Raw genomic sequence first — 26105 nt, forward strand, 5'->3', positions numbered from 1 at the left:
CGTCGAGCAGGTACGAAAGTAGGTCTTAGTGATCCGGTGGTTCTGTATGGAAGGGCCATCGCTCAACGGATAAAAGGTACTCCGGGGATAACAGGCTGATACCGCCCAAGAGTTCATATCGACGGCGGTGTTTGGCACCTCGATGTCGGCTCATCACATCCTGGGGCTGAAGCCGGTCCCAAGGGTATGGCTGTTCGCCATTTAAAGTGGTACGCGAGCTGGGTTTAGAACGTCGTGAGACAGTTCGGTCCCTATCTGCCGTGGACGTTTGAGATTTGAGAGGGGCTGCTCCTAGTACGAGAGGACCGGAGTGGACGAACCTCTGGTGTTCCGGTTGTCACGCCAGTGGCATTGCCGGGTAGCTATGTTCGGAAAAGATAACCGCTGAAAGCATCTAAGCGGGAAACTTGCCTCAAGATGAGATCTCACTGGGATCTTGAATCCCCTAAAGGGCCGTCGAAGACTACGACGTTGATAGGTTGGGTGTGTAAGCGCTGTGAGGCGTTGAGCTAACCAATACTAATTGCCCGTGAGGCTTGACCATATAACACCCAAGCAATTTGCTTAACAAGCGAGTTGCGGTGTGTGAAGACGCTACGAACCGAAAGTTTGCACAACACACAAATCTATTACATACCCATTCGCTGGCACGTTGCATGAGCAACGGACTGGCTACCGAATTTCTTGACGACCATAGAGCGTTGGAACCACCTGATCCCATCCCGAACTCAGAAGTGAAACGATGCATCGCCGATGGTAGTGTGGGGTTTCCCCATGTGAGAGTAGGTCATCGTCAAGATTAAATTCCGAAACCCCAATTGCGAAAGCAATTGGGGTTTTGTCTTTATGTAGAAGTTACTGATTTTGCTGATACGTTCGACTCTAGAGTCCAACGGATCGGCTACAGAATTTCTTGACGACCATAGAGCGTTGGAACCACCTGATCCCATCCCGAACTCAGAAGTGAAACGATGCATCGCCGATGGTAGTGTGGGGTTTCCCCATGTGAGAGTAGGTCATCGTCAAGATTAAATTCCAAAACCCCTGTTTGCTGACGCAGACAGGGGTTTTGTTTTTGCGCTCGATAAAGTCTGGGTAATCAAGTCACAAGGTCCTGCAGAGTACGCGTAGCTGTCTTGAACAGACGGCTATTACCAACGTTCGACTCTATCCTTAACGCCAGGCTCTACGCCGCTTGTCGCTCCTGCGGGCAATCAACTTACACCACCAGATATAAATGCCATCAGCCACAGCCCACAATTGTCGGGCAAGACCAGGGTTGTAATGGAACTCAAGCAGAAACGGCACCAGGTTCTCTCTGTAAGCCGCAGGCTCCCCTCAAAGCGCTTGAGCACTGACCGGATCTAGATGCTGTCGGTCATCTGAAAATACGCGGTGGACGCTCTGGAATGCCGTTCGGCGGGAATCTGCAAGTTCAGACAAGTAATTCAGATAAATCTCTAAGGGTTCGGGGATTCTTGCCGAAAGACTGATAAGACATGTGTGCACCAAAGTAGAGCGGCCGGAGAATGTCGCCTGCACTGTTACATGGAATGTTGCTATACGGACGCATCCCCACTTTCGGCATAAGAAGTCCCATGAAATGAATCTCAAGTTCAGCCATAAAATCCTTTTGGCCGCCTCCGGCGTAGTGGTTCTGGCTTTTGCGTTGTTCACTTTGTACAACGACTACTTGCAGCGAAACACTATCCGACAGAACCTCGAGTCCTCCATCCAGCAGGCCGGTGAGCTCACCTCCAGCAGCGTGCAGAACTGGATGAGCGGGCGAATCCTGGTGCTCGAGAACCTGGCGCAGAACGTTGCCCACCAAGGTCACAACGCAGACTTCCCGGGCCTGGTGGATCAGCCAGCCTTCACCTCGAACTTCCAGTTCACCTATGTCGGCCAGGCCAACGGCACCTTCACCCAGCGTCCTGATGCGAAGATGCCCGACGGCTACGATCCGCGTCAGCGGCCCTGGTACAAACAGGCCGTAACCGCCGATAAAACCATGCTGACCCCGCCCTACATGGCGGCTGTCGGCGGTCTGGTGGTCACCATCGCCATGCCGGTGAAGAAGCAGGGAGAATTACTCGGTGTGGTCGGTGGCGACCTGAGCCTGGAAACCCTGGTGAAGATCATCAACTCGGTGGACTTCGGCGGCCTGGGCCATGCCTTCCTGGTCAGCGCCGACGGTCAGGTGATCGTCAGCCCGGACAAAGACCAGGTGATGAAGAACCTCAAGGACATCTATCCCAGCGCCAATGTACGGATCGCCAGCGGCAACCAGGAAGTGGTCCTGAACAAACAGGAACGCATCCTTTCCTTCACCCCGGTGACCGGTCTGCCGAATGCCGAATGGTACATCGGTCTGTCCATCGACAAGGAAAAGGCCTACGCACCACTGAGCCAGTTCCGTACTTCTGCCTTGATCGCCATGTTTATCGCGGTGGCGGTGATTGCGGTATTGCTGACTCTGCTGATCCAGGTGCTGATGCGCCCGCTGATCACCATGGGCCGGGCGATGCAGGACATTGCCCAGGGCGAAGGCGACCTGACCCGGCGTCTGGTCGTGGAAAGCAAGGACGAGTTCGGCGAGTTGGGCAGTTCGTTCAACCAGTTCGTGGAACGGATTCACGCCTCGATTTCCGAAGTGTCCTCGGCTACTCGCCAGGTGCATGACTTGTCGCAACGGGTGATGGCATCGTCCAACGCGTCGATCATCGGTTCCGACGAGCAGAGCGCCCGCACCAACAGCGTGGCCGCAGCGATCAACGAACTGGGTGCTGCCACCCAGGAAATCGCCCGCAACGCCGCCGATGCCTCGCAACACGCCAGTGGCGCCAGCGAGCAGGCCGACGACGGTCGCCAAGTGGTGGAGCAGACCATCCAGGCGATGACCGAGCTGTCGCAGAAGATCAGCCTGTCCTGCACCCAGATCGAGACCCTGAATGCCAGCACCGACAACATCGGGCACATTCTTGATGTGATCAAGGGCATCTCCCAGCAGACCAATCTGTTGGCCCTCAACGCCGCCATCGAAGCGGCCCGTGCCGGTGAAGCCGGCCGTGGTTTCGCCGTGGTGGCCGATGAGGTGCGTAACCTGGCCCACCGTACCCAGGAGTCGGCGGAAGAGATCCACAAGATGATCACCTCCCTGCAGGTCGGGTCCCGCGAGGCGGTCTCGACCATGAATGCCAGCCAGGCGTCCAGCGAAGAGAGCGTCGAAGTGGCCAACCAGGCCGGTGCACGGTTGATCAGCGTGACTCAGCGGATCGGCGAGATCGATGGCATGAACCAGTCGGTGGCTGCGGCAACCGAGGAACAGACTGCGGTGGTGGAGACCCTCAACGTCGACATCAACCAGATCAACCTGCTGAACCAGCAGGGCGTTGCCAACCTCAACGAAACCCTGAAGGACTGTGATGCACTGTCGCAGCAGGCCAGCCGCCTGAAGCAACTGGTGGACAGCTTCAAGATCTGAGGCCATCAGGGACCGCCCCTAAAGCCCGCTCCTGCATCACAGCAGAGCGGGCTTTTTCATGGGCGGCGTTCAGGTCAGGTGTTCCCCCAGCAGCCCCAGGTGCGTGTTGATCACCTGCAACAGGCGCTGGCGCTGAGACTTGATGAAGAAATGGTTGCCGGCCACTTCAATCAGTTCGAATTCGCGCCCAGTGAACTCTCGCCAGTTGAGCATATGGTTGGCTGTCGCCAGCGGGTCCTCACTGCCATAGAAAGCCGTCAGCGGTATGTCGAGGCAGCCGCTGGAGGTGTCGTACCAGGTTTCGAAGAGTTTCAGGCCGTTGCGCAGCAAGCGTTCGTAGGATTGCAGGTCGTTTTGCCCCCGGGGCATCTCCAGGGGGCTGGCGCCGAGAGTCAGGATCGCTTCGCGGAATGCCGCGATGGGCAATGAGTGCAGCAAAGGCCGGCGGGGCAGGCTGTCAGGGCTGCGGCAGCCAGAGACGAACAGGTGGCGGGTCTGCAGTGGAAACCGCTCCTGGGCGTACTTGCAGGTTTCGTACGCCAACAGTGCCCCCAGGCCGTGGCCGAACAGCGCATGGGGCTTGTCGAGCCAGGGATTGAGGGCGGCGAACGTGTTTTCCAGCAGGCTCGGCCAGTTGTCACAGGGCGCTTCGTCGCGGCGTGGGCCGTGCCCCGGAAGGTTGATCACCACCAGCTCGATGTGATCGGCCAGGCTGTTGGACCACACCCGCAGTTGCTCCGCTGCCGCCCCGGCCTGGGGAAAGCAGATCAGGCGTATGCGGGTGGCGTGCCCTGAGTTGATCACCAGCGTCCATTGTCGGGTGTCGGTGTACACAGCTTTTCCTTAAGCAAGGTGGCCCGTGGGCGGGATCTCGTTGCGGACAAGAGGCCGTTGGAGGGGGACGTCCCAGTCCGCGAATGGTTTCTAACATAGTGGCTGGCGCGGCTGAATGCACGTGGCGACGGGTGAAATTCATGGGCTGTCGCCGGCAACGCAAATGCCACTTGAAGCTATTCTCTGAGTGTTGAATGCAGGCCCTTCCCTGGTGGCCGGTGATTGTAAGGTGCCATTGTTTTTTGTCGGGCCAGCCTTCACCATCAGCCGATTTACGACAGCTCCCATGGACTCATTGCATTGGCGGCACGTTTAGCTCTTTTTCGGACCTTGCGCTGGTTCTGCTCGGCACTGCTGCTGGCTGGCGCGCTGCTGGGCAGTCTGCACGCCGACTGGGATTTTTCCCTGATCAGCCGCCGTGCCACGGCGCTCTACGGTCCCCTGGGCGAAGGTCAGCAACGTATCGATGCCTGGCAGCACCTGCTGGCCACGCAGAAGCAGGTGCCCGAGCGCGAGCAGTTGAAAGTGGTCAACCTGTTCTTCAATAAGAACATGCGCTACATGGAAGATATCGATCTGTGGCGTCAGGTGGACTACTGGGAGACGCCGATCGAGGCGCTATGGAAGGGCGCTGGCGACTGCGAGGATTATGCGATTGCCAAGTACTTCAGCCTGCGGCGTCTCGGGGTGTCCAGTGACAAACTGCGCATCACCTACGTCAAGGCCTTGCGCCAGAACCGCGCGCACATGGTCCTGACCTACTATTCCACGGCGGATGCCATGCCGCTGGTGCTCGATAGCCTGGAGGACTCGATCCGCCCGGCCAGCGAGCGAACCGACCTGCTGCCGGTGTACTCCTTCAATGCCGAAGGGTTATGGCTGCCGGGCGCCAAAGGCAACAAGCGGGTCGGTGATACCAAGCGCCTGTCCCGTTGGCAGGACGTGTTGAAAAAAATGCAGGCCGAAGGTTTCCCGGTCGAGACGACTAACTAGGAGCACGAGCTCAGATGTCTTTGTTCAAACAACTGTTGATCGCAATCTGTGTGTTCCTGGTGGTCGCCTTCAGCGGCAGCTTCATGGTCAGCCTGGAAAGTTCACGCACCCAGTATGTCAATCAGCTGCGCTCCCATGCCCAGGACGCGGCCACGGCCCTGGCCTTGTCGCTGACACCGAATATCGATGATCCGGCGATGGTCGAACTGATGGTCAGTTCGATCTTCGACAGCGGCTACTACGCCAGCATCCGGGTGGTGGACCTGGCCACCGACAAGACCATCGTCGAGCGCAACGGCATCCCGGAAGTCAGCAATGTGCCCCAGTGGTTCGTCAAGCTCATCGGCCTTGAGCCTGCCGGCGGCGATGCTATCGTCAGTCGCGGCTGGGAGCAGGCCGCGCGGGTCGAGGTGCTCAGCCACCCGATGTTCGCCGTGGCCAAGCTTTGGCAGAGCGCCCTGGGCAGCCTGGGCTGGCTGTTGATCTGCGGTGCGGTGAGCGCGGTGCTCGGTGCCCTGTTGCTGCGGCGCCAGCTCAAGCCGCTGGACTACATGGTCCAGCAGTCCCATGCCATTGCCCGCCGCGAGTTCCTCAGCCTGCCGCAACTGCCCCGAACCCCGGAACTGCGCCGGGTAGTGCAGGCGATGAACCAGATGGTCGAGAAGCTCAAGGCGCTGTTCCAGGAGCAGGCCGAGCGCAGTGAAAAACTGCGCATCGAGTCGTATCAGGACAGCCTGACCGGGCTGGCCAACCGGCGTTATTTCGAAATGCAGCTGCATGCCCGGGTGAGCAACCCGGAGCAGGCCAGTTCCGGTTACCTGCTGCTGTTGCGGGTCAAGGACCTGGCTGGCCTGAACCAGCGTCTGGGGGGCCAGCGCACCGACCAACTGCTGCAAGCGGTGGGAGAGCAATTACTGCGCGAGTGCAACAAGTACCCCGAAACCCAGAACCTGGTGACCCGGGTCCGCGGTGGCGAATTCGCCGTACTGGCGCCCGGCCTGGTGCGTGAGGAAGCCATCCAGCTGGCCCAAAGCCTGGACAGCGCTCTGAGCAACCTGCATGCCACCGGCGCCACCGACGTTGCCGCAGTAGCCACCATCGGTCTGGCGGCCTTTGCTCACGGAGATTCGCCACAAGCGGTGCTCAGCCTCGGCGATCAGGCCCTGGCCCAGGCCGAAGCCCAGGGCGAGACCAACTGGGCCTGCCTGGATCAGGGGGGCGGCGCTCAAGTCGGTGATGATCACCATGCCTGGCACCGGCTGCTGGACCGGGCGCTGTCGGAGCAGCGCTTCAAGCTGTATTTCCAACCGGTGGTGGCGGCCCAGGACACCACGCTGGTGCTGCACTACAAGGTGTTGTCGCGGTTGCTGGACGAGCAGGGCCAGACCATCCCGGCCGGGCGCTTCCTGCCCTGGTTGGAGCGCTTTGGCTGGACGTCACGCCTGGATCTGCTGATGTTGGAACAGGTGTTGAAGCAGATGGTCGGACATGACCACTGCCTGGCGTTGAACCTGTCGGCAGCCACCCTGGAAGATCCTCAGGCCCTGAACCGGGTATTCGAGATTCTGCGCCAGCACTCTGACCTGGGGCCGCGCCTGACCCTGGAAATCGGTGAGGAACAGCTGCCTGAGCAGATTCAGCTGGAACAGTTGACCCGGCGCCTGCGGGAACTGGGCTTCTCCCTCAGCCTGCAACGCTTTGGCGGGCGCTTCAGCATGATCGGCAACCTGGCGCGCTTGGGCCTGGCCTATCTGAAGATTGACGGCAGCTACATCCGCGACATCGATCAGGAAAGTGACAAACGCCTGTTTATCGAAGCTATCCAGCGGGCTGCCCACAGCATCGACCTGCCGCTGATTGCCGAGCGGGTCGAGACCCAGGGCGAGCTGCAGGTGATTCGCGAGATGGGGCTGTATGGCGTGCAGGGGCAACTGTTCGGCGAGCCAGCACCTTGGGCTTGAACGTGCATCCGCCGGCAAGCCGGCTCCAGCAGGCGAGGGGCTTTCAGATCAAACCGGTTTCATCATCATTGATCAGCCGGCTGAGTCCACCCAGGGCCTCACGGGCCTGGGTGCGATCCATCAGCTTGGCCTGAGCCGCCGCCGGCAGGTCGGTGACGCGAATCACGCCCTTGCTGGTCAGGACCTGAATCAGGTCGTCCAGCACCCGGATCATTTCCAGGTCACTCTGCTTGAGCTGCTTGAGACTGACTTCCACCGCCTCGTTGGCGTACCAGGTCTGGATCTCGTGGTGATCGGCGGGCAGCGTCTCGGTAGCCTCGGCGTAAGCGGCGGCTTCCACGCGAATCAGCTGACCTTGCGCATCGCGTTGCACGTAGAACATGGCAAATCCCTCAGGCTTTTTTAGGCATCCGGCTGTCAGCAGCATAGGCCAGCGCAGCATTCAGAGCGCGAGTATGCGGTGCGCCGCGACAATCGTCACGGCGCAGGCTGTTGGCCAGGACCCGGCAACCACCCGCCAGGGGTGGCTGCCAGGAGCCGATCAGCTGTTGTTGTGATCGATCTTGATGGTCGGGTCGCTACCGGCGATCAACGAGTTGATGTTGGCATTGGACCAGTTGTTGCCTTCCAGCTTGATCGTCACGTCGGCGTTGGCCAGGCCCCCGGCGGCGTTGAGCTTGCCTTCGGAACTGACCTGCAGAGTCGAGACCCCGTCCACGGTAGTGATCTTGAGGAAGTTGTCGATGGTGCTGGCGCTCTCGCCCTGCAGCAGATCCCGCAGGTCGATACGGTCACCTTCACTGGCCTTGAAATCCTTGATCACATCGTTGCCAGTGTCGCCGGCCTTCCAGACGAAGGTATCGGCCCCCGAACCACCGATCAGGATGTCATTGCCCTGGCCGCCGATCAGGGTGTCTTTGCCGGTGCCCCCCAGCAGGATGTCATTACCCTTGCCGCCGTCCAGCGTGTCGTTGCCGCCCTGGCCGAAGAGAATGTCATTGCCGGCGCCGCCCAGCAGGGTGTCGTTGCCGTCATGGCTGCCAGACACATCGAACTCTGTGTAGTGCTCGGTGATGTACTGGTGCACGTTGCTGGTGGTGACCTTGCTCACATCGACCCCGTTCTGCTGGGCCACGTAGGCCTGCATGGCCTGGTAACCCTCGCCGGCGATGCCGTTGAAGCTCACCAGGTCGCCGAACAGGATGTCGTTGCCGTCGCCGCCGCTGACCTTGTCGGCCCCCGGCATGGTGGCCTCGGTGTGACCGATGATCGAATTGGCCAGGTCGTTCGGGTCGATGTTGGTCTGCGGCTTGCCATCGCTGTCGTATGGCTTGAGGTCGTTGAGGCTGACATCGTTGTTCAGGCCGATGGCTTCCACCTGGGACAGTTTGCTCAGCAGTACGAAGCCATCATTGGAGTTGCTGGTGGTGGCCGAGTTGGTGCTGCTACCGGTACCCGCCAGGTTCGACAGCTCATAGGTGCCGTCACCCTGGGCGTGCAGGGTGCCCAGGGTCTTGCTGCTCCAACCCCAGCCATTGGTGTAGGTCTGCAGAACCACCGAGCCGCTAGAGTTCACGGAGAGGTAGTGGGTGTTGTCGATGTAGCTGCTGAAGGTATCCCCCAGCTTGTAGTTGCTGGTGGTCACCACATCGTCGAGGCGCACGTTGCCGTACAGCGTCGGGTTGGTCTGCTCGCCGCTCTGGTAGTAGGTCGGCTTACCGTCGGTGATGAAGTAGGTCAGGTTGGTGGCATTGGTATTGCCGGTGGCCTGGCTGCTCTGGAAGAAGTTGGCCGTGGTCTTGAACACGTCTTCATAGTTGGTGCCGCCGCCAGAAGCCATCGAATCCAGCACGGCCTTGAGTTGGGCCAGGGCATTCGGGTCGTTGAGGTTCACCGCTACCGACTTGTTGACCTGGGAATCGAAGTCGGCCAGGAAGATGTTCACGGTACCCGAGCCAGCGCTGCCGATGCTGTTCTTCAGGGTATTGAACACCGAGGTCAGTGAGTTCTTGGCCGCGGTGATCGAGGCGCTGCTCATACTGCCCGAGGTGTCCACCATGAAGGCGATGTTGTAGTTGGTGCCCGGGACCACCGTCAGGCCGCCGATGTCGGCGACCACGATGTCGTTGCCGTCGGTACCGGTAACGGTATCGTCGTCGGCGGTGGCGACCACAGCGTTGTAGTTTGCCGGGTAGACCTTGACCGGGATCTGCGCCGAAGTGCTGGCAGAACCGCCCAGGGACTCGGTGGAGGTCGAGGTCACGTTGAGGTTGAAGGTGCCGTTGTAGTACGGCGGCGGGGTGACCGTCAGGTTGCCCAGGTTCCAGCCGGTGACGTTGGCTTCGCCGGAGGTCGCGGTGGCGGTGAAGGTATGCCCGGCGCCATCGCTGAGGACCGAGCCAGCCGGGATGCCGCTGATCTTCACGCTCAGGGTTTCCGAACCGTCGGTATCGGTCAGGCCGGTGCTGATCTTCGACAGATGCACGCTGCCGCCTTCGCCGCCTTCGTTGAGCTTGTAGCCGTCGTAGTAACCCTCGCCGTTGGTGCCGTGCAGGTCGGACACCGAAACCCCGGCGTTGGTCAGGTCGGTGACGCCGGTGTACAGCGGCACGCCGGCGTTGCTCAGGTCTACCGGGGCCCCGCCGTTGACCGAGAGGTTGACGTCGTAAGCGCCCAGGCCACTCTGGTTGTGGTGGTAGATATCAATGGTGTAGTAGCCGCTGGTGGTCGGGGTGAAAGTACCGTTGAGGTTACCGCCCGCGCCCCAGGTGGTGCTGGCCACATTCTTGCCGCCGATGGTCACCAGCAGGCTGTCGTCGCCGGTGCCGGAGAAGGTGTAGGCCTTGCCGGCTTCCAGGTAGATCAGGCCGGAGGTCTTCGACGCGGTGCCCGGAGTGATGTTGCCGTCGGACTGGACGTTGGTCGCCAGGCTGCTGCTGTTAGGCGTACCGGCAGCATCAATCACCGACTTCAGAGTGCTGGCGGACGCGCCACTGCCGTCGGTGCCCAGGCCGCTGAGGCCGGTCCAGACTTCCTTGAGCAGGCCCACCGAGTTGACGTTGTTGCCCGCCACGCTCAGGGTCGGGGCATCGGCCACTGGGGTGATGTCGACCGTGACCGTACCGGTGCTGCCCAGGGCCTGGCCATCGGTTGGCTGGAACTTGATCTGGGCGTAATCGGCCTGTTGGTTGCCTACGCCGCTGCCGCCGTAGCCATTGGTGCCGGATTCGTTGGCGTCCGGGGTGAAGCGCAGCTTGCCGGCGTCAATATCGGCCTTGCTGAAGGTCTGGTTGTTGGCCACGTCCTTCCAGGTCGAACCGTCCAGGTACTGCAGTTTGCCTTCACCCGGCAGTTGGGTGATTTTCACTCCAAGGTTGGCAGCCGGGCTGTCGACGTCGCTGACGCCGAAGTTGGACCAGGTCAGGGCCAGCGGGCTGTCTTCGCTGCCGGTCACGGCGCCGCCGGTGGCGGTTGGGGCGTCGTTTACCGCCACCACATTGACCGTGGTGGTGGCGACGTTGGAGTAGTTGCCGCCGTCGGTCACGGTCACGGTGATGGTCCGTGGCGTGGTGCTCGGGTCTTCACTGTTGTTGGTGAAGGTGATGTTCTTGATCTGTTGCATGTAGTCGGCCAGCGTCGCGTTGCCCGACAGGGTCAGGGTGATCGAGCCGTCCTTGCTGTTGGCATTGATGTTGATGCCGTTGACGCTGTTGCCCAGGTTCAGCGAGTCCCCCGGCTGACGGTTGGTCAGCACGATGGTGGCGCCGGTCAGCATCGTGCTGTCCGGGTCGGTGATGCTCAGGTCGGTGTCGGCGATCGACACGCCAGGGCCCGTGGTGCCTTCGGTGAAAGTGACCTTGTAGTCGGCACCGCTGGCGCCGCTGGAGTTGTTGGCGTCCAGGTCGATGACCGGTGGCGCATCGTTGTCGATGATCGAGGTGGTGACGCTGTTGTTACTGCCCACCACCAGGTTCTCGAAGTTACCGCCGCTGGCCGAATCGATCTTGACCGTGAAGTTCTCGGTGCCTTCAGTGATCTTGTTGTCAATGGTGGCGACGTTGAAGTTGGCGCTGCTGGCGCCGGCCGGAATCTTCACGGTGTACACGCCGCTGAAGTCCGAACCGTCAGTGGCGGTGCCGCTGTAGCTGATCTTCAGGGTGACTTCGGTCTGCGCCGGATGCGTCAGGCTCACGGTGTAGCTGGCGGTCTGGCCTTCAGTGACCGAAGTGCTGCCGGTGATGCCCACCGAAGTGGTATCCACGGTGTCGGTCACGTTGGTCACCGCTGGTGTGGTGTCCGGCACCAGCTTCTCGAAGTTGCCTCCGGTGGCGCTGGTGATCGAGGCATTGACCTTGCCGGCGTCGATATAGACGTCGTCAGTCGGCGCCGCAACGGTGACGGTGCCGGTGGTTTTGCCGGCGGCGATGTTGATCACCGCGCCGTTGCTCAGAGTGACGGTCACCGGAGTACCGGCTGCGTTGGTCAGGGTCGCGGTGTAGATGATCGAACCGCCTTCAGCCACGGTGCCAGTGGCGCTGAGGCTGACACTGGTGGTGTCGACGGAGTCGGTCACGGTGGTGCTGACCGGGGTCTTGTCGGCCACCAGGTTCTCGTAGTTGCCGCCGCTGACGTTGGTGATGGAGTTGGTCAGCGGAGTGTGGCCGACCAATACATCGTTAGGCGCGCTGATGCTCACCGAACCGGTGGTCTCGCCGACCGGGATGGTGATCTTCTCGCCATTGGCCAGGTTCACGGTGACGGGCGAACCGGTCACAGGAGCGCTAACGGTGGCGGTATAAGTGACGTTGCCGCCTTCGGCAGCCGAAGGCGTGGCCTTGAGCGTGACGGTGGAGTTGTCGATGGTGTCAGTCACATCGGTTACGGCTGGCGTGGTGTTTGGCACCAGCTTCTCGAAGTTGCCACCTTCGGCCTTGGTGATAGTGGCCTCAACCTTGCCAGCGTCCTTGTAAACGTCATCGGTTGGCGCCGCGACGGTGGCTGTGCCAGTGGTGGCGCCGGCAGCGATGGTGATTACTGCACCATTACTCAAGGTCACGGTAACCGGAGTGCCTGCAGCATTGCTCAGGGTCGCGGTGTAAACGATGGAGCCGCCCTCGGCCACAGTGCCGGTGGCACTGAGACTGACACTGGTGGTGTCGACGGTGTCGGTCACGGTGGTGCTGACCGGAGTCTTGTCGGCCACCAGGTTCTCGTAGTTGCCGCCGCTGACGTTGGTGATGGAGTTGGTCAGCGGAGTGTGGCCGACCAGTACATCGTTAGGCGCGCTGATGCTCACCGAACCGGTGGTCTCGCCGACCGGGATGGTGATCTTCTCGCCGTTGGCCAGGTTTACGGTGACGGGCGAACCGGTCACAGGAGCGCTAACGGTGGCGGTATAAGTGACGTTGCCGCCTTCGGCAGCCGAAGGCGTAGCCTTGAGCGTGACGGTGCTGTTGTCGATGGTGTCGGTAACGTCGGTCACCGCTGGTGTGGTGTTTGGCACCAGCTTCTCGAAGTTGCCACCTTCGGCCTTGGTGATAGTGGCTTCGACCTTGCCTGCATCCTTGTAAACGTCATCGGTTGGCGCCGCGACGGTGGCAGTGCCAGTGGTGGCGCCGGCAGCAATGGTGATCACCGCGCCGTTGCTCAGGGTCACGGTGACTGGAGTACCGGCCGCATTGCTCAGTGTTGCGGTGTAAACGATGGACCCTCCTTCGGCCACGGAGTCAGTAGCACTCAGGCTCAGTGTGGTGGTGTCTGGTGTATCAGTAACCGAGGTTTCAGCTGGTTTGTCGCTGATCTCCAACTTCTCGTAGTTACCGCCGTCAGCCTTGGTAATGGTGGTGCTCAGGGAGCTGCCGCCAGCCAGAGCATCATTTGGAGCGGTGAAGTTCACGGTGCCGGAGGATTCACCGACCGGAATGGTGATGGTCTGACCGTTGGACAGGGTCACCACGACCGGCGAACCGGTCACCGGAGCGGTAACCGACGCGGTGTAAACCACGGTTCCACCTTCGGCGACGCTCGGGGTCGCAGTCAGGCTGACAGTCGACGTATCGATAGTGTCAGTGACATCAGTCACAGCTGGCGCTGGGTTGGTGACCAGGTTCTCGAAGTTGCCGCCATCCGCTTTGGTGATGGTGACTTCAACCTTACCAGCGTCTTTGTAGACGTCATCGGCTGGGGCCGCGACAGTCGCGGTGCCAGTTGTGGTACCAGCGGCGATGGTGATCACCGCACCGTTGCTCAGGGTCACGGTGACCGGAGTACCAGCAGGGTTGGTCAGCGTAGCGGTGTAAACGATGGAGCCACCTTCTGCTACCGAGTCAGTAGCACTCAGGCTCAGAGTGGTGGTGTCTGGTGTATCAGTAACCGAGGTTTCAGCCGGCTTGTCGCTGACTTCCAGTTTTTCGTAGTTGCCACCGTCCGCTTTGGTGATGGTGGTGCTCAGAGAGCTACCGCCAGCCAGGGCGTCATTCGGCGCGGTGAAGTTCACCGAACCTTGGCTTTCGCCAACTGGGATGGTGATGGTCTGACCGTTGGACAGGGTCACTACTACTGGTGAGCCAGTCACTGGCGCGGTGACCGAAGCGGTGTACACCACAGTGCCGCCTTCGGCGACGCTTGGCGTAGCAGTCAGCGAAACGGTGCTGGTGTCGATGGTATCGGTGACATCAGTCACGGCAGGTGCTGGGTTGGTGACCAGGTTCTCGAAGTTACCGCCGTCGGCTTTGGTGATGGTGGCTTCGACTTTGCCGGCATCCTTGTAGACGTCGTCGGCAGGCGCCGCAACAGTGGCGGTGCCGGAAGTGGCGCCAGCGGCAATGGTGATCACCGCGCCATTGCTCAGGGTCACAGTGACCGGAGTACCAGCAGCGTTGGTCAGGGTCGCGGTGTAAACGATGGACCCGCCTTCGGCCACGGAGTCGGTGGCACTCAGGCTCAGAGTCGTGGTGTCTGGTGTATCAGTAACCGAGGTTTCAGCCGGTTTGTCGCTGACCTCCAGCTTCTCGTAGTTACCACCGTCGGCTTTGGTGATGGTGGTGCTCAGAGAACTACCGCCAGCCAGGGCATCGTTGGGTGCGGTGAAGTTCACCGTGGCGGAAGACTCGCCCACTGGAATAGTGATGGTCTGACCGTTGGACAGAGTCACCACAACCGGCGAGCCAGTCACCGGAGCAGTCACCGAAGCGGTGTACACCACAGTGCCGCCTTCAGCCACGCTTGGTGTAGCGGTCAGGCTGACGGTGGAAGTGTCGATGGTATCGGTGACGTCAGTCACGGCAGGTGCTGGATTGGTGACCAGGTTCTCGAAGTTACCGCCATCCGCTTTGGTGATGGTGACTTCAACCTTACCAGCGTCTTTGTAGACGTCATCGGCTGGGGCTGCGACGGTGGCCGTACCCGAAGTGGCGCCGGCAGCGATAGTGATTACGGCACCGTTGCTCAGAGTCACAGTAACCGGAGTACCGGCAGCATTGGTCAGCGTTGCGGTGTAAACGATGGACCCGCCTTCTGCTACCGAGTCAGTAGCACTCAGGCTCAGAGTCGTGGTGTCTGGCGTATCAGTAACCGAGGTTTCAGCCGGTTTATCGCTGATCTCCAGCTTCTCGTAGTTGCCACCGTTGGCTTTGGTGATGGTGGTGCTCAGAGAGCTACCGCCAGCCAGGGCGTCGTTGGGTGCGGTGAAGTTCACCGAACCTTGGCTTTCGCCAACTGGAATAGTGATGGTCTGACCGTTGGACAGAGTCACCACAACTGGCGAACCGGTCACTGGCGCAGACACAGACGCGGTGTAAACGACGATGCCGCCCTCGGCGACGCTCGGAGTCGCCGTCAGGGAAACGGTGCTGGTATCGATAGTGTCAGTTACATCGGTGACCGCAGGCGCTGGATTGGTGACCAGGTTCTCGAAGTTACCGCCGTCCGCTTTGGTGATGGTGGCTTCGACTTTGCCGGCGTCTTTGTAGACGTCATCGGCCGGCGCTGCGACGGTGGTGGTGCCGGAAGTGGCACCGGCAGCAATGGTGATCACCGCGCCGTTGCTCAGGGTCACAGTGACCGGAGTCCCTGCAGCGTTGGTCAGGGTCGCGGTGTAAACGATGGATCCGCCTTCTGCTACCGAGTCAGTAGCACTCAGGCTCAGAGTAGTGGTGTCCGGGGTATCGGTAACCGAGGTTTCAGCTGGCTTGTCGTTGATCTCCAGCTTCTCGTAGTTACCACCGTCGGCTTTGGTGATGGTGGTGCTCAGAGAGCTACCGCCCGCCAGGGCATCGTTCGGCGCGGTGAAGTTCACGGTGCCGGAGGATTCACCGACTGGAATAGTGATGGTCTGACCGTTGGACAAGGTCACCACAACCGGCGAGCCGGTCACTGGAGCGGAGACCGAAGCGGTGTACACCACAGTGCCGCCTTCAGCGACGCTTGGCGTAGCGGTCAGCGAAACGGTGCTGGTATCGATAGTGTCGGTGACATCGGTGACGGCTGGCGCTGGGTTGGTAACCAGGTTCTCGAAGTTGCCACCGTCTGCTTTGGTGATAGTGACTTCGACCTTACCGGCATCCTTGTAAACATCATCCGCAGGAGCGGCAACGGTTGCAGTCCCCGAAGTAGCGCCAGCGGCGATGGTGATGACGGCACCATTGGAGAGTGTGACCGTGACCGGAGTGCCAGCGGCGTTGGTCAGTGTTGCGGTGTAAACGATCGAGCCACCTTCGGCCACAGAATCGGTGGCCGTCAGGCTCAGGGTAGTGGTATCTGGCGTATCGGTAACCGAGGTTTCAGCAGGTTTATCGCTGATCTCCAGCTTCTCGTAGTTGCCGCCGTCAGCCTTGGTAATGGTGGTGCTCAGGGAGCTGCCGCCTGCCAGTGCGTCGTTGGGTGCGGTGAAGTTCACGGTGCCGGACGATTCGCCAACCGGAATAGTGATGGTCTGTCCGTTGGACAGAGTTACCACAACCGGCGAGCCGGTAACCGGAGCCGTAACCGAAGCGGTGTACACCACAGTGCCGCCTTCGGTGACGCTTGGTGTAGCGGTCAGGCTGACAGTCGACGTATCGATAGTGTCGGTGACATCGGTGACGGCTGGCGCTGGGTTGGTAACCAGGTTCTCGAAGTTGCCACCGTCTGCTTTGGTGATAGTGACTTCGACCTTACCGGCATCCTTGTAAACATCATCCGCAGGAGCGGCAACGGTTGCAGTCCCCGAAGTAGCGCCAGCGGCGATGGTGATGACGGCACCATTGGAGAGTGTGACCGTGACCGGAGTGCCAGCGGCGTTGGTCAGTGTTGCGGTGTAAACGATCGAGCCACCTTCGGCCACAGAATCGGTGGCCGTCAGGCTCAGGGTAGTGGTATCTGGCGTATCGGTAACCGAGGTTTCAGCAGGTTTATCGCTGATCTCCAGCTTCTCGTAGTTGCCGCCGTCAGCCTTGGTAATGGTGGTGCTCAGGGAGCTGCCGCCTGCCAGTGCGTCGTTGGGTGCGGTGAAGTTCACGGTGCCGGACGATTCGCCAACCGGAATAGTGATGGTCTGTCCGTTGGACAGAGTTACCACAACCGGCGAGCCGGTAACCGGAGCCGTAACCGAAGCGGTGTACACCACAGTGCCGCCTTCGGTGACGCTTGGTGTAGCGGTCAGGCTGACAGTCGACGTATCGATAGTGTCAGTGACATCAGTCACGGCAGGCGCTGGATTGGTGACCAGGTTTTCGAAGTTGCCACCGTCCGCTTTGGTGATGGTGGCTTCGACTTTGCCGGCGTCTTTGTAAACGTCGTCGGCTGGTGCTGCGACGGTGGCGGTGCCGGAAGTGGCACCGGCAGCAATGGTGATCACCGCGCCATTGCTCAAGGTTACGGTGACCGGCGTACCAGCCGCATTACTCAGTGTCGCGGTATAGACAATGGAGCCGCCTTCAGCCACGGAGTCGGTGGCCGAGAGGCTCAGCGTCGTGGTGTCCGGGGTATCAGTGACTGTAGTTTCAGCTGGCTTATCGCTGACCTCCAGCTTCTCGTAGTTACCACCGTCCGCTTTGGTGATGGTGGTGCTCAGAGAGCTACCGCCAGCCAGGGCATCGTTCGGCGCGGTGAAGTTCACCGTGGCGGAAGACTCGCCCACTGGAATAGTGATGGTCTGACCGTTGGACAGAGTCACCACAACCGGCGAGCCGGTAACCGGAGCCGTAACCGACGCGGTGTACACCACTGTGCCGCCTTCGGCGACGCTCGGAGTGGCAGTCAGGCTGACGGTGGAAGTGTCGATGGTGTCGGTGACATCAGTCACAGCCGGAGCTGGGTTGGTGACCAGGTTCTCGAAGTTGCCGCCGTCAGCTTTGGTGATGGTGGCTTCGACTTTGCCGGCATCCTTGTAAACATCGTCTGCAGGAGCGGCAACGGTGGCAGTCCCCGAAGTGGCGCCTGCCGCGATGGTGATGACGGCACCGTTGGAGAGTGTGACCGTGACCGGAGTGCCAGCGGCATTGGTCAGGGTCGCGGTGTAGACGATGGAGCCGCCTTCGGCCACCGAGTCGGTGGCGGTGAGGCTCAAAGTCGTTGTATCCGGGGTATCGGTCACGCTGGTCTCAGCCGGTTTATCGCTGATCTCCAGTTTTTCGTAGTTGCCGCCATCGGCCTTGGTGATGGTGGTGCTTAGGGAGCTGCCACCGGCCAGAGCGTCGTTGGGGGCGGTGAAATTGACAGAGGCCTGGCTTTCGCCGACCGGGATGGTGATGGTCTGGCCGTTGGACAGGGTCACTACAACTGGCGAACCGGTCACCGGCGCGGTGACCGAAGCGGTGTACACCACGGTGCCGCCTTCAGCGACGCTTGGCGTTGCAGTGAGGGACACGGTACTGGTGTCGATGGTGTCAGTGACGTCGGTTACTGCCGGAGCAGGGTTGGTCTCCAGGTTCTCGAAGTTGCCGCCGTCAGCTTTGGTGATGGTGGCTTCAACCTTGGCAGCGTCCTTGTACACGTCGTCGGCCGGGGCGGCGACGGTCGCGGTGCCGGAAGTGGCGCCAGCGGCGATGGTGATCACCGCGCCATTGCTCAGGGTCACGGTCACCGGAGTACCTGCCGCATTGCTCAGGGTCGCGGTGTAGACGATGGAGCCGCCTTCGGCCACCGAGTCGGTGGCACTCAGGCTCAGAGTAGTGGTGTCCGGAGTGTCGGTGACAGCGGTCTCGGCCGGCTTGTCATTGATCTCCAGTTTTTCGTAGTTGCCACCCTCGGTCTTGGTGATGGTGGTGCTCAGGGAGCTGCCGCCAGCCAAGGCATCATTGGGCGCCGTGAAGTTCACGGTGGCGGAAGACTCGCCCACCGGAATGGTAATGGTCTGGCCGTTGGACAGGGTCACTACAACCGGAGAGCCGGTCACCGGCGCCGAAACCGACGCGGTGTACACCACGGTGCCGCCTTCGGCGACGCTTGGGGTAGCGGTCAGGCTGATGGTCGAGGTGTCGATGGTGTCAGTGACATCGGTCACCGCTGGAGCCGGGTTGGTCTCCAGGTTCTCGAAGTTGCCGCCGTCAGCCTTGCTGATGGTGACTTCAACCTTGCCGGCGTCCTTATAGACGTCGTCGGCAGGCGCCGCGACAGTGGCGGTGCCAGTCGTGGCGCCAGCGGCGATGGTGATCACCGCGCCGTTGCTCAGGGTTACGGTCACCGGGGTGCCAGCGGCATTGGTCAGTGTGGCGGTGTAAACGATGGAACCGCCTTCGGCCACGGAGTCGGTGGCCGAGAGGCTCAGGGTGGTGGTGTCCGGGGTGTCGGTTACTGTGGTTTCAGCGGGCTTGTCGCTGATCTCCAGCTTCTCGAAGTTGCCGCCGTCAGCCTTGGTGATGGTGGTGCTCAGGGAGCTGCCGCCAGCCAGGGCATCGTTGGGTGCGGTGAAGTTCACGGTGGCGGACGATTCGCCCACCGGGATGGTAATGGTCTGTCCGTTGGACAGGGTCACTACAACTGGCGAGCCGGTCACCGGCGCCGACACAGACGCGGTGTACACCACGGTACCGCCTTCGGCTACGCTTGAAGTCGCCGTCAGGTTCACCGTCGAGGTATCGATGGTGTCGGTGACATCGGTGACGGCTGGCGCTGGGTTGGTTTCCAGGTTCTCGAAGTTGCCGCCGTCAGCTTTGGTGATGGTGACTTCGACCTTGCCGGCGTCTTTGTACACGTCGTCAGCCGGTGCGGCGACGGTGGCTGTACCCGAGGTAGCGCCAGCGGCGATGGTGATGACTGCACCGTTGGACAGGGTCACGGTGACCGGAGTGCCTGCAGCATTGGTCAGGGTAGCGGTGTAGACAATGGAGCCGCCCTCGGCCACGGAGTCGGTGGCCGACAGGCTCAGGGTGGTGGTGTCCGGCGTATCGGTAACACTGGTCTCAGCGGGTTTGTCGTTGATGTCCAGCTTTTCGTAGTTGCCACCGTCCGCTTTGGTGATGGTGGTACTCAGGGAGCTACCGCCAGCCAGGGCGTCATTCGGTGCAGTGAAGTTCGCGCTGCCGGAAGATTCGCCAACCGGAATGGTAATGGTCTGGCCGTTGGATAGGGTGACCACAACCGGCGAGCCGGTAACCGGAGCGGTGACCGATGCGGTATACACCACGGTGCCGCCTTCAGCGACGCTTGGCGTAGCAGTCAGTGAAACGGTACTGGTGTCGATGGTATCGGTGACATCAGTCACCGCTGGAGCTGGGTTGGTGACCAGGTTTTCGAAGTTGCCACCGTCCGTTTTGGTGATGGTGGCTTCGACTTTGCCGGCGTCTTTGTAGACGTCGTCGGCTGGCGCCGCAACAGTGGCGGTGCCAGTCGTGGCGCCAGCGGCGATGGTGATCACAGCACCGTTGCTCAGGGTCACGGTCACCGGAGTTCCGGCAGCGTTGGTCAGAGTGGCGGTGTAGACGATAGAGCCGCCCTCGGCCACAGACTCAGTGGCCGTCAGGCTCAGAGTCGTTGTATCCGGAGTATCGGTAACGCTGGTCTCAGCAGGTTTATCGCTGATTTCCAGTTTTTCGTAGTTACCGCCATCGGTCTTGGTGATGGTGGTGCTCAGAGAACTACCGCCAGCCAGGGCGTCATTCGGTGCAGTGAAGTTCACGCTGCCGGAGGACTCGCCCACTGGAATAGTGATGGTCTGACCGTTGGACAGGGTCACCACGACCGGCGAACCGGTCACCGGAGCGGTAACCGACGCGGTGTAAACCACGGTTCCACCTTCGGCGACGCTCGGGGTCGCGGTCAGGCTGACAGTCGACGTATCGATAGTGTCAGTGACATCAGTCACGGCTGGCGCTGGGTTGGTGACCAGGTTTTCGAAGTTGCCGCCATCCGCTTTGGTGATGGTGACTTCGACTTTGCCGGCATCCTTGTAGACGTCATCGGCCGGTGCCGCCACGGTGGCGGTGCCAGTTGTGGCGCCAGCGGCAATGGTGATCACCGCGCCGTTGCTCAGGGTCACGGTGACGGGAGTGCCAGCAGCATTGGTCAAGGTCGCGGTGTAAACAATCGAGCCGCCCTCAGCCACGGTATCGGTAGCGGTCACGCTAAGGGTGGTGGTATCCGGGGTATCGGTAACCGAGGTCTCAGCGGGCTTATCGCTGATTTCCAGCTTTTCGTAGTTACCACCGTCAGCTTTGGTGATGGTGGTGCTAAGGGAGCTGCCGCCTGCTAGTGCATCGTTTGGCGCGGTGACGTTCACGGTGCCAGAGGATTCGCCCACCGGAATGGTGATGGTCTGGCCATTGGACAGCGTTACTACGACCGGGGAGCCAGTTACTGGGGCGGTGACCGAAGCGGTGTACACCACGATGCCGCCTTCGGCGACGCTTGGGGTCGCGGTTAAGGAAACGGTGCTGGTATCGATAGTGTCAGTGACATCAGTCACGGCTGGAGCTGGGTTGGTGACCAAGTTTTCGAAGTTGCCGCCATCGGCTTTGGTGATGGTGACTTCGACTTTGCCGGCATCCTTGTAGACGTCATCGGCTGGAGCCGCCACGGTGGCGGTGCCAGTTGTGGCGCCTGCGGCAATGGTGATCACCGCGCCGTTGCTCAGGGTCACGGTGACTGGTGTGCCAGCAGCATTGGTCAGCGTGGCGGTGTAAACAATTGAGCCACCCTCAGCCACGGTATCGGTAGCGGTTACGCTAAGGGTGGTGGTATCCGGGGTATCGGTAACCGAGGTCTCAGCGGGCTTATCGCTGATTTCCAGCTTTTCGTAGTTACCACCGTCAGCTTTGGTGATGGTGGTGCTCAGAGAACTACCGCCAGCCAGGGCGTCATTCGGCGCGGTGACGTTCACGGTGCCAGAGGATTCGCCCACCGGAATGGTGATGGTCTGGCCATTGGACAGCGTTACTACGACCGGGGAGCCAGTTACTGGGGCGGTGACCGAAGCGGTGTACACCACGGTGCCGCCTTCGGCGACGCTTGGGGTCGCGGTTAACGAAACGGTGCTGGTATCGATAGTGTCAGTTACATCGGTGACCGCTGGCGCTGGGTTGGTAACCAGGTTCTCGAAGTTGCCGCCGTCGGCTTTGGTGATGGTGACTTCAACCTTGCCAGCGTCTTTGTACACGTCATCGGCTGGAGCCGCCACGGTGGCGGTGCCAGTTGTGGCGCCAGCGGCAATGGTGATCACCGCGCCATTGCTCAGGGTCACGGTGACGGGAGTGCCAGCAGCATTGGTCAAGGTCGCGGTGTAAACAATCGAGCCACCCTCAGCCACGGTATCGGTAGCGGTCACGCTAAGGGTGGTGGTATCCGGGGTATCGGTAACCGAGGTCTCAGCGGGCTTATCGCTGATTTCCAGCTTTTCGTAGTTACCACCGTCAGCTTTGGTGATGGTGGTGCTAAGGGAGCTGCCGCCTGCCAGTGCATCGTTTGGCGCGGTGACGTTCACGGTGCCAGAGGATTCGCCAACCGGAATAGTGATGGTCTGTCCGTTGGACAGAGTCACCACAACCGGCGAGCCGGTAACCGGAGCCGTAACCGAAGCGGTGTAAACCACGATGCCGCCTTCGGCGACGCTCGGGGTCGCGGTCAGGCTGACAGTCGACGTATCGATAGTGTCAGTGACATCAGTCACTGCCGGAGCCGGGTTGGTTTCCAGGTTCTCGAAGTTGCCGCCATCGGTCTTGGTGATGGTGACCTCGACCTTGCCGGCGTCCTTGTACACATCGTCGGCCGGGGCCGCGACGGTGGCGGTGCCGGTGGTGGCACCAGCAGCGATAGTGATGACAGCACCGTTGCTCAGGGTCACGGTGACCGGAGTCCCTGCAGCGTTGGTCAGCGTAGCGGTGTAAACGATGGATCCGCCTTCTGCTACCGAGTCAGTAGCACTCAGGCTCAGAGTAGTGGTGTCCGGGGTATCGGTAACCGAGGTTTCAGCTGGCTTGTCGTTGATCTCCAGCTTCTCGTAGTTACCACCGTCAGCTTTGGTGATGGTGGTGCTCAGAGAACTACCGCCTGCCAGGGCATCGTTCGGCGCGGTGAAGTTCACCGTGGCGGAAGACTCGCCCACTGGAATAGTGATGGTCTGGCCGTTGGACAGGGTGACCACGACCGGCGAACCGGTAACCGGAGCGGTGACCGACGCGGTGTAAACCACGGTTCCACCTTCGGCGACGCTCGGAGTGGCGGTCAGGCTGACGGTGGAAGTGTCGATGGTGTCAGTGACATCAGTCACGGCAGGCGCTGGGTTGGTGACCAGGTTTTCGAAGTTGCCGCCATCGGTCTTGGTGATGGTGACTTCGACCTTGCCCGCGTCCTTATAGACGTCATCAGCCGGTGCGGCCACGGTGGCGGTGCCAGTGGTGGCGCCAGCGGCGATGGTGATCACCGCACCGTTGCTCAGGGTCACGGTGACCGGAGTCCCAGCAGGATTGGTCAGTGTCGCGGTGTAGACGATGGAGCCGCCTTCGGCCACGGTGCCGGTGGCCGACAGGCTCAGGCCGGTATCGTCAATGGTGTCAGTGACTGTGGTCACGGCCTTGTCGGTGCTGGGCACCAGGCTCTCGAAGTTGCCGCCCTCGGCCTTGGTGATGCCGACCTCGATGGTGCTGCCGTTCTTGTAGACATCGTTGACCGGGGCTGCGACGTCGATCGAACCGCTGGACTTGCCCGCTTCGATGGTGATGACCGAACCGTTGGACAGGGTAATGGTCACCGGCGTTTGCGCCGGGTTGGTCAGGGTGGCGGTGTAGGTGATCTGTCCGCCTTCGGTGACGTTGGCATCGGCTGTCAGGGTGACGGTGGTGGTGTCGATAGTGTCGGTGATCTGGGTCACCGCCGGGGTTGGATTGACGGTCACCAGCAGGCCACCGCCGCCAGCGGTGCCGGTCACGCTCACGCTGATCTGGCCGGGGTCGATGTAGACGTTGTCTTGGGGCGCCAGAGGGACCTGCACGCTGCCAGTGGTTTGGCCCGCACTGATCACGATGACCGCACCATTGGACAGGGTGACGGTCAGGTCGGTCAGCGGTGCCTGGGTCAGAGTGGCGGTATACACCAGCACGCCACCGGCTTCGGTGATGGTCGGGGTGGCGCCCAGGGTCAGGGTCGCCGGACGCAGCGAATCACTGCCACTGCCGTTGCCATTGGCCAGGCCATTATTGTTGGTCAGCCCGCCAATGGTGTTGTCCTGGGCCGAAGTGGCCAGCCCCAGGCCGGCCGTCGGGAAGCCGATGGTCGGGTCCACCCGGCCAGCGGTTTCCTCAAGCTGGACGAAGCTATGGCCGCCCCCGGCGGCACCGCCCGTACCTGCTGCGGACGGGCCGGCAGCAGTGGCTTCCAGGTCGGTGGTCGGGTCGACACCCGCGGCAATGGCCTGCTGCAGTTCAGCCACCGATGGCGCGGCTTGCGCACTGGCCTGGGCCAGGTCGGTGCTGGAGTCCGGTGCGGCACCGCTCCATTGAGTGTCGCGGCCAAGGTCGAGGGTACGCCCGTCGGTCAACTCCAGGGTAACGGCACCTGCCGGGCCGGTATCCACCTGGTCACCCACGAACAGGCGGTCGCCTTCGATGAGTACGCGCCGGATTCCTTCCGGGGAAACTACGAAAACCTGACCGACAATGCTTTTGACGATGGCAACAACACTGCTCATTGGGGACTCTCCGGTGTACCGCTCAGTTGACATCCATGTACCGGCTTGGGCGCGGGCCGCAACTCAGTCTGGAGGTACATTGCTGTGTAATTGGGAACGGGTATTTGACAGTATAGTCGTCAATATTTTGGCTAGATTTTTTCGGGATTAACTTTATGCCAAACTATTGACCTTCTGGGTGCCATCCTAAACAATCGCCGAATTAATGTCACATTGATATTCGTGCAGTAACCTGACTTGAAGTGTGTGAATCAGTTCTTAGTTTGAACTTTCCGACGGACGGTCGTTGTGGTTGCAATCATTCGATGTGACGCCACGTTATGACGTGTTTCTGGACATGCTGTCCGAGGGAAATTCTTACCATGCGTTTTCACCTGTTCAAGGCCCTGCCGTTCGCCTTAGCTGCCAGTTTCGTGCAGGCACAAACACTCCCCGAAGCCATGCAGAAAGCACTGGATGTGCACCCGGAAATTCAAGCCGGGGTAAACAGCCGTCTAGCCGCCGACTATCAACTTAAAGCCGCCAAGGGTGGCTATTTGCCGCGTGTCGATATGCTCGCTGGCTACGGTCGCGAAGGGACCGATAACCCTAGTACTCGTGCAGGTACTGGCAGCAATCACTGGGAAACCCTGAACCGTAGCGAGTCAAGTTTACGTCTCCAACAGATGGTTTTTGACGGTTTTGCCACGTCCAGCGAAGTGGGGCGTCAACAAGCCACCGTCAACTCTCGGGCTTATTCCCTGCTGGGTACTTCCGAGCGCACCGCGCTGACCGTGGCCCAGGTGTACCTGGATGTGTTGACCCGTCGTCAATTCGTGCAACTGGCAGAAGACAATCTGCGTAATCACGAACGCATCTACGACCAGATCAAACTGCGCACCCAGCGTGGCGTGGGCAGTGGCGCCGACCTTGACCAGGCCGAAGCGCGCATGGCCCAGGCCCGCAACAACCTGATCACCGAGCAGACCAACCTGGCCGACGCCCAGACCAACTACCTGAGTGCGGTAGGGCAGATGCCGGATCAACTGGAACGCCCTGCCAGTTTTATGGCGATGCTGCCGGCCAACCTCGATGAGGCCCGCCGTCAGATGCTGGAAAACAGCCCGATCCTGCGCTCCGCCGAGTCCGATATTGTCGCTGCCGAGAAGCAGTACGACGCCGCCAAATCGGCGTTCTACCCACGTTTCGATGCTGAGCTGGGACGCACCGCCGACAACGACCTCGACGGTCAGAACGGCCACAACAATGAATGGCAGGCCATGCTGCGCATGCGCTTCAACCTGTTCGCCGGCGGCAGCAACAAGGCCGATCTGGAGTCCAAGGCCTACCAGTCCAACCAGGCGCTGGATATCCGCAACAACGCCCTGCGGGTACTGAACGAAGAACTGGGCCTGGCCTGGAACGCCTTGAACAATGCCAACGCCCAGGTGCCGATCGCCCAGCAATATGTTGATCGCAGCATGGCGGTGCGCACCGCCTACCAGAAGCAGTTCAGTCTGGGCGAACGTACCCTGCTGGACTTGCTCGACAGCGAAAACGAACTGTTCACCGCCTCCCGGCGTTTGGCCGAGATCCAGAACATTCAGTTATTTACTCAGTATCGAATCAAGGCGACCATGGGCGAGTTGCTCAAGAGCCAGGGAGTGGTCGCACCTATGGCTTCTGTCGTGCAGAACGATGCGAAGCCCAAGGTCCAGCTGCCTGGGATGAATTGAGCTACTTTCATCCTATTGCC

The 26105-nt window shown here is 60.8% G+C and carries 7 protein-coding genes, 3 rRNA genes and 1 pseudogene (1 of these 11 running past the window's edge); 8 read left to right on the forward strand and 3 right to left on the reverse strand.

Features of this window, described 5'->3' with window-relative positions; genetic code table 11:
- The 5 genes and pseudogenes from WIN67_RS00620 to WIN67_RS30970 all read left to right on the forward strand — a co-directional run.
- Positions 1-544 (forward strand): 23S ribosomal RNA (locus WIN67_RS00620) (it extends 2348 nt beyond the left edge of the window).
- 139 nt (positions 545-683) lie between these two features.
- Positions 684-799 (forward strand): 5S ribosomal RNA (gene rrf, locus WIN67_RS00625).
- 113 nt (positions 800-912) lie between these two features.
- Positions 913-1028: ribosomal RNA gene (gene rrf / locus WIN67_RS00630) — 5S ribosomal RNA — on the forward strand.
- Positions 1029-1603: 575 nt separating this feature from the next.
- Positions 1604-2629, forward strand: a pseudogene (locus WIN67_RS30965) (HAMP domain-containing protein); the annotation flags it as partial.
- A 69-nt stretch (positions 2630-2698) separates the two neighbouring features.
- Positions 2699-3484 carry a methyl-accepting chemotaxis protein gene (locus WIN67_RS30970; protein WP_371826218.1) on the forward strand — a complete coding sequence of 262 codons (786 nt, stop codon included), beginning with the start codon at positions 2699-2701 and terminating at the stop codon, positions 3482-3484.
- A 69-nt stretch (positions 3485-3553) separates the two neighbouring features.
- Here WIN67_RS30970 and WIN67_RS00640 read toward each other — a convergent pair whose 3' ends face one another.
- A complete protein-coding gene (locus WIN67_RS00640; protein WP_170002495.1) occupies positions 3554-4318 on the reverse strand; it encodes a thioesterase II family protein in 765 nt (254 codons plus the stop codon).
- Between the two features lie 300 nt (positions 4319-4618).
- Here WIN67_RS00640 and lapG point away from each other — a divergent pair, with 300 nt between their 5' ends.
- Together lapG and lapD are read left to right on the forward strand one after the other, a co-directional pair.
- Positions 4619-5311 carry a cysteine protease LapG gene (gene lapG / locus WIN67_RS00645; RefSeq protein WP_102882660.1) on the forward strand — a complete coding sequence of 231 codons (693 nt, stop codon included), beginning with the start codon at positions 4619-4621 and terminating at the stop codon, positions 5309-5311.
- Positions 5312-5325: 14 nt separating this feature from the next.
- Positions 5326-7272, forward strand: a complete 1947-nt coding sequence (gene lapD, locus WIN67_RS00650; protein ID WP_306409210.1) for a cyclic di-GMP receptor LapD — start codon at positions 5326-5328, stop codon at positions 7270-7272.
- A gap of 43 nt (positions 7273-7315) precedes the next feature.
- On the opposite strand, the gene WIN67_RS00655 is transcribed toward lapD, so the two are convergent.
- Positions 7316-7654, reverse strand: a complete 339-nt coding sequence (locus WIN67_RS00655; protein WP_102861886.1) for a tryptophan synthase subunit beta — start codon at positions 7652-7654, stop codon at positions 7316-7318.
- Positions 7655-7813: 159 nt separating this feature from the next.
- On the reverse strand, positions 7814-24370 hold the full coding sequence (locus WIN67_RS00660; protein WP_339070477.1) for a LapA family giant adhesin: 16557 nt from the start codon (positions 24368-24370) through the stop codon (positions 7814-7816).
- 362 nt (positions 24371-24732) lie between these two features.
- Between WIN67_RS00660 and WIN67_RS00665 the strand changes: the two genes are divergently transcribed.
- Entirely contained in the window at positions 24733-26085 is a 1353-nt protein-coding gene (locus tag WIN67_RS00665) for a TolC family outer membrane protein (RefSeq protein ID WP_102882662.1), read from the forward strand.
- Positions 26086-26105: the final 20 nt, after the last annotated feature.

This window comes from Pseudomonas idahonensis (assembly GCF_037903935.1).
GTDB lineage: Bacteria > Pseudomonadota > Gammaproteobacteria > Pseudomonadales > Pseudomonadaceae > Aquipseudomonas > Aquipseudomonas danubii.